This window comes from Pseudomonas furukawaii (genome assembly GCF_002355475.1).
Classification (GTDB): domain Bacteria; phylum Pseudomonadota; class Gammaproteobacteria; order Pseudomonadales; family Pseudomonadaceae; genus Metapseudomonas; species Metapseudomonas furukawaii.
This window is the reverse complement of sequence record NZ_AP014862.1, coordinates 3,474,194-3,491,115: the sequence shown is the minus strand read 5'-3', so window position 1 is coordinate 3,491,115 and position 16,922 is coordinate 3,474,194. Positions and strand designations below refer to the sequence as shown.

The window sequence follows — 16,922 nt, the reverse complement described above, 5'->3', positions numbered from 1 at the left end:
CGCTGGCTCACGCGCGCCCCTTGAATGCCTCCACCGCCCCCTGCACCTTGGCCGTGTACCAGATCACCCGGCTCACGCCACGGGTGATGGCCACGTAGGCCAGGCGCAGGTTTTCGTCGGCCATGGCCTGGTCGTAGCTGTTGCGGAAGAAGCCGGAGTGCGCATAGAGGGCGTTGCGCAGCGGGTGCTTCTCCGGGGGCAGGCAGTCGTCGACGATGATCGCCACTTCCCCCTGCAGGCCCTTGGCGCGGTGGATGCTGTAGGCCTTGACCGGAAGCTTGGGGTCGAGCCGGGACTGGATCTGCTTCAGCACCTCGTTGCGTCGGGCGAGCAGCAGCACCGGGTTGCGGTCGACAGTGGGGCGCCCCGTGACCTCGGCGCACTGGGCCTGGATCTCCTTCAGCAGCTCCGGCAGACGGGCTTTCAGGTCGAATCCGCTCACCAGTTTCACGCCATGATCGCCAGGCTGCGCCGTCTTGAAGGCCCGGCTCGTCTTCGCCTGCTTGAAGGCCACGCCTTCCAGCACCTTCTCGCCGTCGCGGAGGATGGGCTCGATGGAGCGGTAGTTGGTCTCCAGCATCAGCACCGCGCTCCTGCGGGACTTGCCCGTGCTGGGAAAGTGCCGGTCGAAGTCCATGAACAGTTCCGGGGAGCTGCCTCGCCAGCCGTAGATGGACTGCCAGTCGTCACCGATGGCCATCAGGCTGACCTTTTCGCCGCGGCGCGCCAGTTCGCGGTGCAAGGCCTGCAGCCACAGGACGATCTGCGGCGAGATGTCCTGGAACTCGTCGATCAGCAGGTGGGCATACGGCGTGAGCGCCGCGCCGGGGATGCCATCGCCCTTGGCCAGGGCGTCGCCGAGGCGCTGGAAGGCCAGGTTGAAGGTCATCAGCCCCTGGGCCTTCAGCTCGCGCTCGAACTGCTTCCAGAACAGCAGCAGCGCCTCGATGAAGGTGCGTTCCCGTGGGGCGCAGTCCAGCGTCCTGGGTTTCAGGCGGTCGAGGCGGATGCCGATGCTTTCCATGAAGCCGGCCTGGACGTGGAAGGCTTCGAACAACGGCAAAGGGGTGAACTCTCCGGCCAGCTTGAAGCCGTCCAGCGGCGCCTGGCCGATGGGGGCCGGCTGGCCGTCTTCCGCGCTGGGCGGTGGCGGCAGGTCCAGCAGTGCATGGACCCGCTGGCGAAAGCCCGGCTCGGCGGCGTAGCAGGTGTCGTAGGCCTGCTTCAGCAAGCTCTGCTGCGCGGGGCGCAGGCGGCCGGCCAGCAGCGGGTTGTCCGGTTCGCCGGCGACGTCGTCCAGTTGCTCGAACCAGCGGGGGTTCCCCAGCAGGTCGCGGGCCAGGGTGCCCATGGCCGAGTGGAAGGTGCGTACGCACTGGCGTGCCTGGGGGGCTTCGAAGCTGTACTGCCAGAAGCCGAGCACCCGGGCGAGCTGCTCGCGGAGTTCGGCACAGGAGGCGTTGGTGAAGGAGATCACCGTCAGCCGATCCAGGGGGATGCTGAGGTGGCAATGCATGAACACCACCCGCAGCACCAGGGTGGTGGACTTGCCCGATCCCGCGCCGGCGAAGATGCGGGTGAGCGGCGCGCGGCCGAGGATCATCGCCCATTGCTCGTCGGATGGCGCACTGACCACGCCGGCCGCGACCGCCTGGGCGACCCGCTCGCGCATGGCCTTCTCCTGGGCTTCGCTGACTTTCAGGCGCGCGCTGGAGTAGATGCCGTCGTCAATCGGCTTGCCGGCATCGGCAGGGTCGTCGCCCGAGGCTTTCCGGGTCCGCGGCTTGCTGGCCCTGGCTTTGTCGCCGGCGGCCTTTTTCGTCCGGGGCTGGGGTTTGCGCAGTTGCGCGGCGGCTTCCCGCTCGGCTCGCAGGTACTCGGTGGTGTGAGGGAAGTAACGCGCCAGGGCGCCGGACAGCAGTGCCTTGTAGCGTCGAACGGCAGACAGCATGGAGATATCCCTGTGACCACGGCAAAGCGCCGGATGATAAGGGTTTTCGCGCCGGGACTGGAGGGTGGCGGAATGATGACAGACCGAGCGGGAGCCCAATGCGCGGGGGCGCAGCGAAAGGTGAAACCCATCGACGGCGCGGCGCGGTGGTCAGGCGGGGGCGTGGTGTTGCCACCACTGGTGGATCTCGGCGGCGAGGGCTTCCACGCCCTGGGTACCGTCGAGAATCAGGGTCAGGGGTTCGTCCCGGGGCGGTTCCAGGTCCGCGAACTGGCTGTCCAGCAGGCTGGCCGGCATGAAGTGGCCCCGGCGACGGGCCATGCGCTCGGCGGCCGCCTCGGGGCTGAGTTCCAGGTAGGCGAAGCCCAGGGCCGGAATGGCCTGGCGCAGGCCGTCGCGGTAGGCGCGCTTGAGGGCGGAGCAGGTGAGGATGGGATGCTCGCCGGCGGCATAGGCCTGGCGCAGGCGCTTTTCCAGGGCATGGAGCCAGGCGGCGCGGTCCTTGTCGGTGAGGGGTTGGCCGGCGCTCATCTTCTGGATGTTGCGGTCGGGATGGAAGGCGTCGCCCTCGATCAGCCGGGCGCCGCTGCGCAGTTCCAGCGCACGCGCCACGGCGGACTTGCCGCTGCCGGCGACGCCCATGATCACTAAGGCATTGATCGGCTGGTACATGGGGCCATCTCCACTGCTGTTACCTGAAAGGCTAGGCCATGGAGCGGAAATCTGCGGTGTGCGGAATTGATCCGAAAGGCTGGAGCCGCCTCGGTGCGTCACCAGGGAAGGAGGCAACGTACCCATGGCTGGGATGTCGGTGCGTTGCCCTTCGGGCGTTGGGTCAGTAGACGCCGCCACCGGCTGCGGGCGCCGGGGTGTCCTTGAAGGTGGCGGCGAGGGTCTGCAGGCCACGCATCAGCACCGTGGTGTCGACGCCGACGGCGACGAAGGAGGCGCCAAGCGAGAGGTAGCGCCGCGCCAGTCCCTGGTCGGCGGAGAGGATGCCGGCGGCCTTGCCGGCCTGGCGGATGCGCAGGATGGCGTCCTCGATGGCCGCCTGCACCTCCGGGTGGCCGGGGTTGCCACGATGGCCCATGGCGGCGGAAAGGTCGGCCGGGCCGATGAAGACGCCGTCCACCCCGTCCACGGCGGCGATGGCATCGAGGTTGGCCAGGCCGTCCAGGTTCTCGATCTGCACCAGCAGGCACATCTGTTCGTCGGCGCGATCCAGGTAACCGGGGATGCTGTTCCAGCGCGAGGCGCGGGCCAGGGCGCTGCCGACACCGCGAATGCCGGCGGGTGGGTAGCGCATGGCGCGCACCAGCCCGGCGGCCTGCTCGGCGGATTCCACCATGGGCACCAGCAGGGTCTGAGCGCCGATGTCCAGCAACTGCTTGATCAGCGCGGCATCGCCGATGGGCGGGCGGATGATCGGCTGGGCCGGGTAGGGCGCGATGGCCTGCAACTGGGCCAGCAGGCTGCGCAGGTCGTTGGGGGCGTGCTCGCCGTCCAGCAGCAGCCAGTCGAAACCGGCGTTGGCCGCCAGCTCCGCGCAGTAGGCGTCGGCCAGGCCGAGCCAGAGGCCGATCTGGGGTTGGCCCGATTGCAGGCCTTGCTTGAAGGTATTGATCGGGAGTTGCATGGCAGGCTCCGGGGGCGTACTGGGTGATCGAGGCGTAGGGTGGATGGCGCTTTTTTCCATCCACCATCGGCGCTGGATTTAGACGAAACGGCAGGCGATGGAGCCCAGCTGGTCGTAGTCGACGTGGAAGGTGTCGCCGGGGCGGGCCGCCACCGGGCGGGTGAAGGAGCCGCCGAGGATGATCTGCCCGGCTTCCAGGGTGACGTCGTAAGGGGCCAGCTTGTTGGCCAGCCAGGCCACGCCCTTGGCCGGGTGGTTGAGCACGGCGGCGGAGACGCCGGATTCCTCGATCACGCCATTGCGGTAGAGGATCGCCGGCACCCGGCGCAGGTCGATCTCGGTGGGGCGCACGGCACGGCCGCCCATCACCACGCCGGCATTGGCGGCGTTGTCGGAGATGGTGTCGAAGACCTTGCGGGTGACCTGGGTGACCGGGTCCACCTGCTGGATACGGGCGTCGATGATCTCCAGCGCCGGAATCACCCATTCGGTGGCCTCCAGCACATCGAAGACGGTGCAGTCGGGGCCGCGCAGCGGCTTGCCGAGGATGAAGGCCAGCTCCACTTCAACGCGGGGCACGATGAAGCGATCGAAGGGGATGTCGCTGCCTTCCTCGAAGAGCATGTCGTCCAGCAGCGCGCCGTAGTCCGGTTCGGTGATGTTGGAGGACACCTGCATGGCCCGCGAGGTGAGGCCGATCTTGTGGCCCACCAGCCTGCGGCCGTCGCGGATCTTGCGTTCCACCCAGGCGCGCTGGATGGCGTAGGCGTCCTCGATGCTGATGCTGGGGTAGTCGAGGGAGAACTGGCGCACCTGCTCGCGGGAGCGCTCGGCGGCGTCGAGGCGGGCGGCGGCTTGCTGGATGATGCTGGCGTCGAGCATGGAGACCTCAGGAATTCTTCGAGAACAGGGGATGCAGGCTGCTGTGCTTGGCGTCGAACACCTGGCCCGGGCTTTCGTCGATCTGCAGGGTCACGCCGATGGGACGGCGCTCCAGCAGGGCGTCGAGGTGGCCGCGCAGCACCGCCAGCAGCGCCTCGCCTACCTGCTGGTGCACGGCCGGGCTGCGCCCGGCGCCCATGCGCAGGTTGGCGTAGAGGAAGCCGTAGTCGCCCTGGCCGTCGGCGATCGCCGCGTGGGCGGCGGGGTAGGCCAGTACCCGGGTGCCGCCGGTGGGGAAGACCTGGCGGCCGGCGTCGTCCCGTTGTTCGAGCATGCAGTCGGCCAGGGCGCGGCAGAGCCCGCCCATGTCCGCGTCGCGTTCCAGGTCGGGGCTGTAGAGCAGGACCAGATGAGGCATGGCGATGCTCCTTACAGGCGACTGGTGGAGGCCACGCCGGCCGGGTTGGAGGCCTGGGCGGCGGGAATCGCCGAGCCGTCCTGCGGGGTGACCGGGAAGAGGGCGTTGATCTGGCCGGTGCCGGAGGAACCGAAGTAGGGCGTGATGACTTCGGCCTTGCCGTCGTACTTCGACCAGCCCAGAGCGCCCAGCAGCATGGCGGTGTCGTGCATGAAGCCCTCGCCGTGGCCCTTGACCGCGTACTCCGGGAGCATGCCGCAGAAGGCGTCCCACTCGCCGTCTTCCCACATCTGCACCACGCGGTGATCGAGGGTCTCCAGGAAGGGGCTCCAGACCTTGGTGGCGAATTCCGGCGCCTGGCCGTTCTGGGCGAAGCGGTGGGACAGCGAGCCGCTGGCGAGGAAGGCGACGGTGCCGTCGTAGTGTTCTTCCACGGCCTTGCGCATGGCCCAGCCGAGGCGTGCGCTGTCGTTCAGGTAGTGGGACGTGCAAAGCGCCGAGACGGAAACCACCTTGAAGCGCTGGTCGACGTTCATGTAGCGCATGGGCACCAGGGTGCCGTACTCCGGGCCCAGGGTGGTGGCGTCGTGGGCCATGGTCTCCACGCCCAGGCGGTTGCATTCCTCGGCCAGCAGACGGCCCAGTTCGGGGTTGCCGGGGAAGGCGTACTCCATGTTGCTGATGAAGTGCGGCAGCTCGTTGCTGGTGTAGAGGCCCTGGAAGTGCTGCGCGCAGTTGATGTGGTAGTTGGCGTTCACCAGCCAGTGGGTATCGAACACCACGATGGTGTCGACGTTCAGTTCGCGGCAGCGGCGGCTGATCTCGATGTGCCCGTCGATGGCGGCCTGGCGGAAGCCCTGGCGAGGGCCGGGCAGTTCGGACAGGTACATGGAGGGTACGTGGGTGATCTTGGCAGCCAGAGCGAGTTTGCCCATGGTCGTTACTCCGAGTGGAGCGCCTGCCGTCAGGCGCTCGGGTTCATTGTGATTGTCGGTGCACGCTCGGTCATCGTTATGCGGCGCCCCTCGCGCCAAGGCAAGCGGGGCGCGCCTATTCAAAGGCCCCAGCGGGGAATGTGGTGGCTCCCCATGGAGAGGCATACGTTCTTGATCTCGGCGAAGACCTCGAAGCTGTACTGGCCACCTTCGCGGCCGGTGCCGGAGCCTTTCACGCCGCCGAACGGCTGGCGCAGGTCGCGCACGTTCTGGCTGTTGATGAAGACCATGCCGGCTTCGATGCCACGGGCCAGGCGGTGGGCCTTGCCGATGTCCTGGGTCCAGATGTAGGAGGCCAGTCCGTACTCGGTGTCATTGGCCAGTTGCAGCGCCTCGGCCTCGTCCTTGAACTTCATCAGGCACACCACCGGGCCGAAGATTTCCTCCTGGGCGATGCGCATGCGGTTGTCCACGTCGGCGAACACCGTGGGCTGGATGAACTGGCCACGGGCGAGATGCGCCGGCAGGCCCGCCGGGCGCTCCAGGCCGCCGGCCAGCAGGGTGGCGCCTTCCTCGATGCCGATGCGAATGTAGCCGGTGACCTTGTCGTAGTGGGCCTGGGTGATCATCGAGCCGACCTGGGTCTTCGGGTCCTGCGGGTCGCCGACGATCAGCCGTTTGGCGCGGGCGGCGAACTCGGCGACGAAGCGGTCGTAGACGCTCTCCTGGATGAAGATGCGCGAGCCTGCGGTGCAGCGCTCGCCGTTCAGCGAGAAGATGGTGAACAGCGCGGCGTCGAGGGCGCGTTCGAGGTCGGCGTCATCGAAGATCAGCACCGGCGACTTGCCGCCCAGCTCCATGGAGTATTTCTTCAGGCCGGCGGTCTGCATGATCTTGCGACCGGTGGCGGTGCCGCCGGTGAAGGAGATGGCGCGCACGTCGGGGTGACGGACCAGGGCGTCGCCGGCGGTGGCCCCAAAGCCCTGCACCACGTTCAGCACGCCTTTAGGGATACCGGCTTCCAGGGCCAGGCGGCCCAGTTCGTTGGCGGTCAGCGGCGACAGTTCGCTCATCTTCAGCACCGCGGTGTTGCCCAGGGCCAGGCAGGGCGCGGTCTTCCAGGTGGCGGTCATGAACGGCACGTTCCACGGCGAGACCAGGCCGCACACGCCCACCGGCTGGTAGAGGGTGTAGTTGAGCATCTGGTCGTCCACCGGGTAGCTGTGGCCGTCCATGCGGGTGCAGACCTCGGCGAAGAACTCGAAGTTGTGGGACGCGCGGGGGATCAGCACGTTCTTGGTCTGGTGGATCGGCAGGCCGGTGTCCAGGGTCTCCAGTTCGGCCAGGTGCGGCACGTTCTGGTCGATCAGCTCGCCCAGCTTGCGCATCAGCTTGGCGCGCTCTTTCGCTGGGGTGTTGGCCCACTTGGGGAAGGCCGCCTTGGCGGCGGCCACGGCGGCGGCGATTTCCTCGGCGCCCCCGCTGGCGACTTCGCCAATGGGGTCCATGGTGGCCGGGTTGTAGTTGACGAAGGTCTCTTTGCTTTCGACTTCCTGGCCGTTGATCCAGTGCTTGATCATGTTCAAACCTCGTTGTTACGGGACGCGAAGAACTCGGCTTCGCTGACGATCCGGTTGACCAGGCGACCCACGCCTTCCACTTCCACCACCACTTCATCGCCGGGCACCACGTCGGCCAGGCCTTCCGGCGTGCCAGTGGCGATCATGTCGCCCGGCTGCAGGGTCATGAAGCTGGAGAAGTATTCGATGAGGTAGGGGATGTCGAAGATCATGTCCGCGGTGGTGCCTTCCTGCTTCAGCTCGCCGTTGACCCAGGTGCGCAGCTTGAGCTTCGAGGGATCGGGCACGTCGCTGGCATCGACTATCCAGGGGCCGACCGGGGTGGTGGCGTCGCGGTTCTTCACCCGCAGGTTGGGGCGGTAGTAGTTCTCGAGAAAATCGCGGATGGCGTAGTCGTTGCAAACGGTGTAGCCGGCCAGGTACTGGAGGGCGTCCCCGCGTTTCACGTTGCGCGCGGGCTTGCCGATCACCGCCACCAGCTCGCACTCGTAGTGCATGTAGGCGACGTTGTCCGGGCGCCAGGTGACCTGGTTGTGGCCGGTGTAGGTGCCCGGCGACTTGATGAAGGCCAGGGGCTCGGTGGGGGCCTTGAAGGCCAGCTCGGCGGCGTGGTCGGCGTAGTTCAGGCCCAGGGCGAACATGCTGCCGGTGGCCGGCGGCAGCCACTCGACCTGGTCCTCGGCCAAGAGGCGGCCATCGGCGAGGCGAACGGCGTTGCCGTCTTCGACGGTCACGGCGTGGACTTCGCCCTGGAAACGGATGCGTGCGTGTTTCATCGGGGGCTCCTTATTCCGCGACCAGGGTGTTGGCGAGGCGGCCGAGGCCGGTGATTTCCACTTCCACCAGGTCCCCCGGCTGCACGTCGACACGGCCTTCCGGGGTGCCGGTGATCAGCACGTCGCCCTCGTGCAGGGTCATGAACTCGCTGATTTCCTCGATCAGTCGGGGGATGCCGCGCACCAGGTTCGCCGTGGTGTTTTCCTGGCGCAGCTCGCCGTTGACGAAGAGCTTCAGCGTCAGCGCGTGCGGGTCCCGCACCTCGGCGGCGGGAACGAATTCCGGGCCGATCGGGCAGAAGCCGTCGCGGCACTTGGCCTTGACCGCCGGGCGGTAGTAACTCTCTTCCGGCAGGCTGAATTCATTGACGATGACGTAGCCGGCCACGTGGTCCATGGCGGCGGCGGCGCTGACGCGGCTGGCGTTCCTGCCGATCACCACGCCGAGGGCGGGGCCGGGTTGCAGGCGCTCGACGCCCTTGGGATACACCACCGGCTGGCCATGGCCATTGCGGGTGTTCGGGGTCTTGATGAAGAGCACCGGCTTCACCGGCGGCTTCTGGTAGGGCGGTTGCTGGAATTCCTCCAGACGGCTCTCCAGCAGGCCCCGGTAGTTCAGCGCGACGCCGAACAGGGTGCCGGTGGCGACGTGGTCGAGTGCGGGGCGCATGGTCGTCTCCTGTGGCAGAAAAAACGGGTGGGCCCAGATGGGGCGTCACCCGAAACGAGGATCTCGTTAATGTGTTAACGTTATATTTAACATGTTAATGAACGTCAAGTCTTGCGCTGTCGCCTTTCGTCATCGAAGGTGGGCAAAGCAGCGGAGAAAGGTCGCCATGGCAGAGCGTCAACCCATCCCCAACATCAACATCGGCCAGGTCTACGACCAGCGTTACGCCGACGCCGAGGTGCACTACGAGGCCCTGGGCAAGCTGGCGGATTTCTTCGGCCGGAACATGCCCGTGCACCGCCATGACCGCTTCTTCCAGGTGCACTACGTGAAGAGCGGCGCCGTGCGGGTGTACCTGGACGAGCAGCAGTACCGCCAGGAAGGGCCGCTGTTCTTCCTCACGCCGCCCACCATTCCCCACGCCTTCGTCACCGAGCAGGACGCCGACGGCCATGTGCTGACGGTGCGCCAGCAACTGGTCTGGCCGTTGCTGGAGGCCGAGCGAGGCCTGGCGGAGGGGCCGCAGATCGCCCCCGTGTGCGTCGCCTTCGCCGAACTGGGGGAGGCCTTGCAGGAGGAGGTGCGGCGCCTGGACCTGCTGTTCGACCAGTTGCGCTCGGAGTTCGCCGCCGACCGCCCCGGGCGGGACGAGGCGCTGTCGGCCCTGACCCGGCTGATCTTCATCAGCCTGTTGCGGCTCTCCGCCCGCTCCCTGAAGGCCCAGCCGGCACGGCACGAGGACCTGCAGGTATTCCACCGCTTCAATGCGTTGATCGAGGCGCATTACCCGGAGCACTGGCCGCTTGCGCAGTACGCCAGCGAGATGGGGGTGACGGAGGCGCGGCTGAACGACATCTGCCGTCGGGTGGCGGACCTGCCGTCCAAGCGCCTGATCCACGACCGGGTGATGCAGGAGGCCAAGCGCCTGCTGCTGTTCACCGGCAGTTCGGCCAACGAGATCTGCTACCTGCTGGGGTTCAAGGACCCGGCCTACTTCAGCCGCTTCTTCGCCCGCAACGCCGGCATGAGCCCCGGCGAATACCGCCAGCGCAAGGCGGCGGACAAGGAGGAGGCCTGGCGCTGAGCGGAGCCGGCCTGTGTCCTGGCATTGGTCGATGCGGACTGTTCCTTGGGGGGCCAATCCCGGGAGGCGGAGTCATTGCTTCCGTCTCCTGTTGGCCGTTCGCAGGGCCGACGGCGTAGCGGATGGAGGATCGGACTGTCAGTATCTGGTTAACATTTTAATGCTCATCTTCCTTGTGTATGCCTGCCAGGGCAGCCGCGCTGTGAGCTGCGCAAAGATTTTCTTTTCTATTGTTAAGTGATTGAGAAATAAATATTTAATTTGAATTAACGGGCCTTTTTGGCCGGCTGGAGCGACTTGTCTGTTGTTGACAGGGACGACCAAAAGATTAATGTGTTAACGAGATCTTTAATCTGTTAACGAGATCATCGCCGGCGATGCGGAACAGCGGATTGGCCGGCGCACCCGAGTACAAGAACAACGAGGCTCACCCCATGAAGATGTCCACGCTCGCCGTCCTCTTCGCTGCCACCTGCACGTCGGCCGCAGCTTTCGCGGAAACCACCTACACCCTCAAGGTCGCGCACTTCCTGCCTGCCAATTCCAACGCCCAGCGCAACATCATCGAGCCCTGGTGCGAGCAACTGAGAGAGGAGTCCGGCGGCCGGTTGAAGTGCCAGCTCTATCCCTCCATGCAGCTGGGAGGCACGCCGGCCAAGCTGGCCGACATGGCGCGCAACGGGGTCGCCGACATCGTCTGGACCGCGCCGGCCTATTCGGCGGGCAAGTTCCCGCGCATCGAGGCCATGGAGCTGCCCTTCATGCTTCCGACAGGGGCCAGGGCCAGCAATCCGATCATCTGGCAGTACTACGAGCAGTACGCCAGGGACGACTTCAAGGGCTACAAGGTGCTGTCCGTCCACGGTGACGGCGGCATGGACATCCACACCCGGGGCAAGCCCGTGGCCCGCCTGGAAGACCTCAAGGACCTGAAGCTGCGGGCCTCCAGCCGGACGGCGGCGAAGTTGGTGGAGGCCCTGGGGGCGACGCCGGTGAGCATGCCGCCGGCGCAGATGACCGAGTCCATTTCCAAGGGCGTGGTGGACGGCGCCCTGGCCTCCTGGGAGGTGGTGCCGCCCACCAAGCTGGATGAAGTCACCGACCATCACTCCACCATCCCGGCCGGCCAGCCCGCCTTCTCCTACACCGTGCTGGCCATGCTGATGAACCCGCGCAAGTTCGACAGCCTGCCCGAGGACCTGCGCGCCATCATCGAGCGCAACAGCGGCCCGGCGCTGAACGAGCGCTTCGCCCAGGCCTGGGACAGGTTCCTGGACGCGGCCCGCGAGAAGACCCCGGTCGAGCAGCTGGTGAGCATCGACGAGCGCGCCTACGACGCCATGCGCCAGGCCGCCGCGCCGGTGGCCGATGCCTGGGCGGCGGACGCCAGCGGCAAGGGCCTGGATGGCAAGGCCCTGCTGGAGGGCGCTCGCACGCTCTCCGCCAGCGCCCGGTGATCGCCGATGAACGAGTCCCTCTCCTTCGACAACGCCCCCGCCGAGGGGGCCGGCCTGGCCAGCCGCGCGCTGCTGCGTACCGCCCAGGGGTTCGCCCTGGGCGGTGGCCTGATCCTGCTCGCCCTGGTGGGCATGTCCCTGGTGTCCATCATCGGCCGCAAGCTGTTCGCCACCCCCATCCAGGGTGATATCGAACTGATGGAGATCGGCGCGGCGGTGGCCATCGCCGCCTTCCTGCCGCTGTGCGAGCTGCGTGGCCAGCACATCAAGGTGGACGCCTTCACCCTGAAGCTGCCGGCACGGGCCCAGGCCTGGCTGGACGCCATCGCCCACGGCCTCTGCCTGCTGGCGGCGCTGGTGCTGGCCTGGCGCACCGGCCTGCAGGTACTGGAGAGCCGCGAGTACGGCGAAGTCTCCACGCTGCTGTCCATTCCCCTGTGGCTGCCCCTGACCCTGATCGTGCCCAGCCTGGCGCTGCTGGCGGTCACCGCCGCGGCCCGAACCATCCATTGCCTGACCGGGGAGCCACGCCCATGAGCGGTCTCGGTCTCGGCCTGCTGGCGCTGGCCGCCACCTTCGTCCTGCTGGTACTGCGGGTGCATATCGGCCTGACCATGATGGTCGGCGGCGCCCTGTGCTTTCTGGCGGTGAACCAGGGCGATGGCTCCGCGCTGCTGTTCAGCCTCAACAACCTGGCCTGGTCGCGCCTGTCCAACTACGACCTGGCGGTGATTCCGCTGTTCGTGCTGATGGGGCAGTTCGCCACCCACGGCGGCCTGTCGCGCGCCATCTTCCGCTGCGCCGCGGCCTTCGTCGGCCACCTGCGCGGCGGCCTGGGCATGTCGGCCATCGGTGCCTGCGCCGGCTTCGGCGCTATCTGCGGCTCGTCCCTGGCCACCTCGGCCACCATGAGCCAGGTGGCCTTGCCGGAACTGCGCCGGCACAACTATTCGGGGCGGCTGGCCACCGCCACAGTGGCGGCGGGCGGCACCCTGGGCATCCTGATTCCACCTTCGGTACCGCTGATCATCTATGCGGTGCTGACCCAGGAATCCATCGCCAAGCTGTTCGTCGCCGCTGTGGTGCCGGGCCTGCTGGCGGCCCTGGGCTACTTGATCGTGGTGCGCCTGATGGTCGCCCGAGAGCCGGAGGGCCACCGCTACAGCGAGCCGGCCAGCGTCGCCGAGCGCTTCAAGGCGTTCCTCCAGGTGCTGCCGGTGCTGGGGGTGTTCGTGGTGGTGATAGTCGGCATCTACGGCGGCTGGGCCAACCCCACCGAGGCGGCCTCCATCGGTGCGGCGGCCTGCGGGCTGCTGGCCGTGTTCCAGGGGGGCATGCGCTGGACGGGGATGCGCCTGAGCCTCTTGGGCACCGCCGAGACCACGGCGATGATCTTCCTGGTGCTGCTGGGGGCGGACTTGCTGAACTCCGGCTTGGCCCTGACCCAGATGCCGACGGAGCTGGCGGAGTGGGTCAAGCAGAGCGGCTTCGCGCCGATGCTGGTGCTCTGCACCATCCTCCTGCTGTACCTGGTGCTGGGCTGCGTCATGGATTCACTGGCGATGATCCTCCTGACCATCCCGATCTTCTACCCGGTGGTGATGGGGCTGGACTTCTACGGCATGACCGAGGTCCAGAAATCCATCTGGTTCGGCATCCTCGCCCTGATGGTGGTGGAGATCGGCCTGATCCACCCGCCCCTGGGGATGAACCTGTTCATCGTCAACAAGGTGGCCCGCGACGTGCCCTACCTGGAGACGGCCAAGGGCGTGCTGCCGTTCCTCGCCTCGGACCTGGTGCGCATCGTCCTGCTGGTGGCCTTTCCGGGGATCTGCCTCTGGCTGCTCAGTCTCTGACCCTGCCGGCGGGCCGTCGTGCACGGCCCGCCGGCATCCTTCCCGAGTGGATACCGAACCATGACCCAGCCTCTCGCGCCGAAAGGCCGTGGCCTCATCGTCCTGCTGGCGGCCCTGGTGGCCTTCGCGCCGCTGTCCATCGACATGTACCTGCCCAGCCTGCCGACCCTGGCGGGCGAACTGGGTGCCAGCGAACGGCAGGTGCAGCACAGCATCAGCGTGTTCCTGGTGGGGCTGTGCCTCGGCATGCTGTTCTACGGCCCGTTGTCGGATCGCTACGGTCGGCGCCCGCTGCTGCTGGGCGGCATCCTCCTCTACGTCGTCGCCAGCCTCGGTTGCGCCCTGGTGCGGAGCGCGGACCAGCTGCTGCTCTGGCGCGGCCTGCAGGCCCTTGGCGGTGCGGCGGCCTCGGTGCTGGCGCGGACCATCGTGCGCGACCTGTTTCCCCTGCAGCAGTCCGCGCGGGTGCTGTCGCTGATGCACCTGGTGACCATGCTCGCCACCCTGGTGGCGCCGCTGCTGGGCAGCTGGCTGATGCAGCTGGCGGGCTGGCGCTCGATCTTCGTCGGCCTGCTGGGGTTCGCTGCGCTCTGCGCCCTCGCGGTGTGGTGCTGGGTGCCGGAAACCCACCGGGGCGAAGCGCGCGGGCACTCGTTGGCCAGCGCCTTCGCGGCCTACCTGTCGATCCTTCGCCAGCCGCGCGCCGTGGGGCTGATGTTGTGCATGGAGCTGTCCTTCGCGGGCATGTTCGCCTACATCACCGCCTCGCCGTTCGTCTTCATCGAGCGCTTCGGATTTTCGCCGTCGCAGTACGCCCTGCTGTTCGGCGCCAACATCGCCGGGGTGATAGTGGCCACCTTCCTCAATGCTCGCCTGGTGGGGCCACTGGGGCCCGAGATCATGTTGCGTCGGGGCTCCGTGGTGTCCGCCCTGGCCGGGCTCTGGCTGCTGCTGGCGGCGACCCAGCCAGCGCTGGGTTGGTGGGGCGTCGCCCTGGGGTTGCTGCTCTACGTCAGCGTCACCGGGATGCTCGGCGCCAACGCCATCGCCAGCCTGATGGCCCTGTTCCCCCAGCGCGCCGGTGCCGCCGCGGCCCTGGCGGTGGCCGGCCAGTTCGGCCTGGGCGCCCTGGCCAGCGGCGCCGTGGGCCTGCTGCACGACGGATCGGCCTGGCCCATGTGCCTGGTTGTCGCCCTCTGTGGCCTGGGTGCCTTCCTCTCCCTGCGCCTGGCCGTGCGGCGCGAAGCGGTGGTGGCCTGAGCTGATGGCGGTGCGCACCGCGCGCACGGCGTCCAAGGTACCGGATCCTCAGTGCGCTTGACCCCTGGCCCAGTGACGCCCACGCGTCGCCATCCCGGAGCGGTTCAGCCAGCCAGGCCAAAGGCTTGGGCCAGGTCGCCGATCAGCTCGCTCTGCAACCGGCGATGGGCCTCGCCGGGTTGTTGCAGCTCGATGAAGTCGCGGAGCGGGTCGACGACCTCGGTGCGGATGCCGGCGAGTTCCTCCATCACCGCCAGGCCGCAGAAGGGCACGTAGGCTTCGGCGTAGCCGCCTTCATGCACCATGACCAGGCGCCCCTGGCAGAGCCGCTCGGCGGCCTCGCGCAGCCGCTGGGTCATGGCGCGGAAGCTGTCGCTGTGCAGCAGCATGCGGGCCAGTGGATCCACGGCGTTGGCGTCGTAGCCGCAGGCGACGACTATCAGTTCCGGCCGGAAGCGCTCCAGCGCCGGGATGACGATGCGCTCCATGGCGTCGAGGTAGGCGGCGTGGCCGCTGCCGGGCAGCAGCGGGATATTGAGGTTGGCGCCCAGGCCCGCACCTTCTCCCTGGTCGTCCGCGCCGCTGTAGCCAGGCGGGAAGCAGCCGTCCTGGTGCAGGGAGAGGGTCAGCACGTCGGGGCGCCGGTAGTAGATGGCCTGGGTGCCGTTGCCGTGGTGCACGTCCCAGTCGATCACCGCCACCTTGCCCAGGCCGTGGCGTGCCTTGGCCGCCTCGATGGCGATGGCGATATTGGCCAGGAAGCAGAAGCCCATCGCCTGGTCCGGGAGGCAGTGGTGGCCCGGCGGTCGCGACAGGGCGTAGGCGTTGTCCGCCTCACCTTTCAACACGGTGTCCACGGCGGCCAGGGCCAGGCCCGCCGATAGCCTGGCGATCTCATAGCTGCCGGGGCCCACCGAGGCCTCGTCGCCCAGGTCGCCGCCACCGGCGTCGCTGAGGGCCTTGAAGCGTGCCAGGTAATGGGACGGGTGAACCCGCAGCAGGTCTTCCTCATCGGCGGGCGGGGCGCTGCTGACCTGCAAGGCTCGGGTCAGGCCGGAAACATCCATCAGGCTCTTCAGGCGCCGCTTGGTTTCCGGGGATTCGGCATGGCCGGCGGCGGCGGGGGGCTGCACCCAGCCGCCCACGGGCAGGGTCAGGGCGTGGAGGCGGGCGGCGCTGTGCCAGAGGCAGTGTTCATCGAACAGGAACGCGGTACGGCGGCTCATGGGGAGGACTCCGGGTCAGTGGGAATCGAAGGACGCGACCGCGCGGCCGCGCTCGCGGCTGCCGAGCACGGCCAGCAGGGACAGGAGCGTGATGACGGCTGCGGCCAGCAGCAGGCCGTCGAAACCGCCCTGGCGCTCGATCAGGCGTCCGGCCAGGGCCGGTCCCAGGGCGAGGCCGCCGCCGATCACCAGGTTGCTGAGGTTCATCAGGCGCCCGCTCGGGTCCAGGTCCGCGAGGCTGGCGAGGATGAACGGCAGCACATAGGTCCAGGTGAACTTGAACACCAGGGCGGCGATGGCGAAGCGCGCCAGTTGCGGTTGCCCGAGCAGCAGCAGGGTGGACAGCGCCATCAGGCCGAAACCGAGCCAGAGCGATGGCACACGGGGCAGGCGTTCACCGATCACGGCCGCGATGACGGCGCCGAGAATGCCCATCAGGGTGGCGATGGCGAGGACATTGCCATTGGCCTGGGCATCCAGTCCGGCGCTCTCGCCCATGGCACCGATGAAGGTCCAGACCCCGGAGAGCGCAATGTAGAAGCCCAGCAGGCCCAGGATGCCGAGGCCCACCCTGAGCGGGGGAGCGCCGTAATCCTCGCTCCGAGCCTGTGCCGGTGATTGCGCACCACTCGGGAAGGCGCGGGCCAGGGGCAGCACCAGCAGGCCGAGAGCCGCCAGCAGCAGGTAGCCGGAGGCGAGGCCCTGGGAGGCGAACAGCTTCGGCAGCAGCGCCAGTCCGATGGCGCCCAGCACCAGTTGGCCCATGACCCACAGGCCGTAGACCCGGCTGGGGTTGTCGGTGGTGGCGGCGCTGGAGAGGCAGAGGATCATCAGCGAGCCACCCGCCAGGGCGGTGAGGAAACGAAGGATCACCAGGGTGGTGTAACCCTCCGCCCAGGCCGAGGCGAGGTTGCCGGTGACGAACAGGGTCCCGGCCAGCAGTGCCGCGAGGCGCCAGTTCACGCGCTTGAGCCACCAGATGGCGGGCAGGGTGGCCAGGCTCATGGCCCCCAGCTCGGCGGAAAACAGGTCGCCGATCTGCCCCGGGCTCAGTTGCCACTGGCTGGCGAGCTGGGCGGCCAGGGCCGGGGCGGTCATCAGCACGGCGGGAGTGATGGCGGCGAAGAGGACGATGGCGGCGAGCAGGGCCGGGGGCGTGGACGGGGAACGGGCCATGGCGGGGCTCCTGGG

Annotated in this window: 16 protein-coding genes; 5 read left to right on the top strand and 11 right to left on the bottom strand. The window is 67.9% G+C overall.

Going from position 1 to position 16,922, the window contains the following annotated elements:
* Positions 1–7 precede the first annotated feature (7 nt).
* The 9 genes from KF707C_RS16225 to KF707C_RS16185 form a co-directional block, all read right to left on the bottom strand.
* Positions 8–1,951 (bottom strand): DEAD/DEAH box helicase, encoded by a 1,944-nt coding sequence (locus KF707C_RS16225; RefSeq protein WP_004420719.1) that lies wholly within the window; start codon positions 1,949–1,951, stop codon positions 8–10.
* A 150-nt stretch (positions 1,952–2,101) separates the two neighbouring features.
* Positions 2,102–2,623 carry a gluconokinase gene (locus KF707C_RS16220; protein WP_004420720.1) on the bottom strand — a complete coding sequence of 174 codons (522 nt, stop codon included), beginning with the start codon at positions 2,621–2,623 and terminating at the stop codon, positions 2,102–2,104.
* Between the two features lie 163 nt (positions 2,624–2,786).
* Complete coding sequence (gene hpaI, locus KF707C_RS16215) at positions 2,787–3,587, bottom strand: 4-hydroxy-2-oxoheptanedioate aldolase (protein ID WP_004420721.1); 801 nt, start codon at positions 3,585–3,587, stop codon at positions 2,787–2,789.
* A gap of 78 nt (positions 3,588–3,665) precedes the next feature.
* A complete protein-coding gene (gene hpaH / locus KF707C_RS16210; protein WP_004420724.1) occupies positions 3,666–4,469 on the bottom strand; it encodes a 2-oxo-hept-4-ene-1,7-dioate hydratase in 804 nt (267 codons plus the stop codon).
* Between the two features lie 7 nt (positions 4,470–4,476).
* Positions 4,477–4,887 carry a 5-carboxymethyl-2-hydroxymuconate Delta-isomerase gene (locus KF707C_RS16205; RefSeq protein ID WP_004420725.1) on the bottom strand — a complete coding sequence of 137 codons (411 nt, stop codon included), beginning with the start codon at positions 4,885–4,887 and terminating at the stop codon, positions 4,477–4,479.
* 11 nt (positions 4,888–4,898) lie between these two features.
* Positions 4,899–5,822 carry a 3,4-dihydroxyphenylacetate 2,3-dioxygenase gene (gene hpaD, locus KF707C_RS16200; protein ID WP_004420728.1) on the bottom strand — a complete coding sequence of 308 codons (924 nt, stop codon included), beginning with the start codon at positions 5,820–5,822 and terminating at the stop codon, positions 4,899–4,901.
* Positions 5,823–5,941: 119 nt separating this feature from the next.
* On the bottom strand, positions 5,942–7,402 hold the full coding sequence (gene hpaE / locus KF707C_RS16195) for a 5-carboxymethyl-2-hydroxymuconate semialdehyde dehydrogenase (protein WP_004420729.1): 1,461 nt from the start codon (positions 7,400–7,402) through the stop codon (positions 5,942–5,944).
* Positions 7,403–7,404: 2 nt separating this feature from the next.
* Positions 7,405–8,178 (bottom strand): fumarylacetoacetate hydrolase family protein, encoded by a 774-nt coding sequence (locus KF707C_RS16190; RefSeq protein ID WP_004420731.1) that lies wholly within the window; start codon positions 8,176–8,178, stop codon positions 7,405–7,407.
* 10 nt (positions 8,179–8,188) lie between these two features.
* A complete protein-coding gene (locus KF707C_RS16185; RefSeq protein WP_004420732.1) occupies positions 8,189–8,848 on the bottom strand; it encodes a fumarylacetoacetate hydrolase family protein in 660 nt (219 codons plus the stop codon).
* Between the two features lie 166 nt (positions 8,849–9,014).
* Between KF707C_RS16185 and hpaA the strand changes: the two genes are divergently transcribed.
* The 5 genes from hpaA to KF707C_RS16160 all read left to right on the top strand — a co-directional run bounded on the left by hpaA (position 9,015) and on the right by KF707C_RS16160 (position 14,505).
* Positions 9,015–9,932: a 4-hydroxyphenylacetate catabolism regulatory protein HpaA gene (hpaA, locus tag KF707C_RS16180; protein WP_004420735.1), complete on the top strand. Its 918-nt coding sequence runs from the start codon at positions 9,015–9,017 to the stop codon at positions 9,930–9,932.
* Between the two features lie 434 nt (positions 9,933–10,366).
* Positions 10,367–11,389: a TRAP transporter substrate-binding protein gene (locus KF707C_RS16175; protein ID WP_051050692.1), complete on the top strand. Its 1,023-nt coding sequence runs from the start codon at positions 10,367–10,369 to the stop codon at positions 11,387–11,389.
* A 6-nt stretch (positions 11,390–11,395) separates the two neighbouring features.
* Positions 11,396–11,926 (top strand): TRAP transporter small permease, encoded by a 531-nt coding sequence (locus KF707C_RS16170; RefSeq protein ID WP_004420738.1) that lies wholly within the window; start codon positions 11,396–11,398, stop codon positions 11,924–11,926.
* The gene (locus tag KF707C_RS16165) at positions 11,923–13,245 is read left to right on the top strand and encodes a TRAP transporter large permease (RefSeq protein WP_004420740.1); all 1,323 of its coding nucleotides are present in this window, start codon (positions 11,923–11,925) and stop codon (positions 13,243–13,245) included. The genes KF707C_RS16170 and KF707C_RS16165 overlap by 4 nt, the downstream gene beginning before the upstream one ends.
* A gap of 60 nt (positions 13,246–13,305) precedes the next feature.
* The gene (locus KF707C_RS16160) at positions 13,306–14,505 is read left to right on the top strand and encodes a Bcr/CflA family multidrug efflux MFS transporter (protein ID WP_004420742.1); all 1,200 of its coding nucleotides are present in this window, start codon (positions 13,306–13,308) and stop codon (positions 14,503–14,505) included.
* 104 nt (positions 14,506–14,609) lie between these two features.
* On the opposite strand, the gene KF707C_RS16155 is transcribed toward KF707C_RS16160, so the two are convergent.
* Together KF707C_RS16155 and KF707C_RS16150 are read right to left on the bottom strand one after the other, a co-directional pair.
* On the bottom strand, positions 14,610–15,731 hold the full coding sequence (locus KF707C_RS16155; protein WP_004420744.1) for a class II histone deacetylase: 1,122 nt from the start codon (positions 15,729–15,731) through the stop codon (positions 14,610–14,612).
* 15 nt (positions 15,732–15,746) lie between these two features.
* On the bottom strand, positions 15,747–16,907 hold the full coding sequence (locus KF707C_RS16150; RefSeq protein WP_004420747.1) for an MFS transporter: 1,161 nt from the start codon (positions 16,905–16,907) through the stop codon (positions 15,747–15,749).
* Between the last annotated feature and the right edge of the window lie 15 nt (positions 16,908–16,922).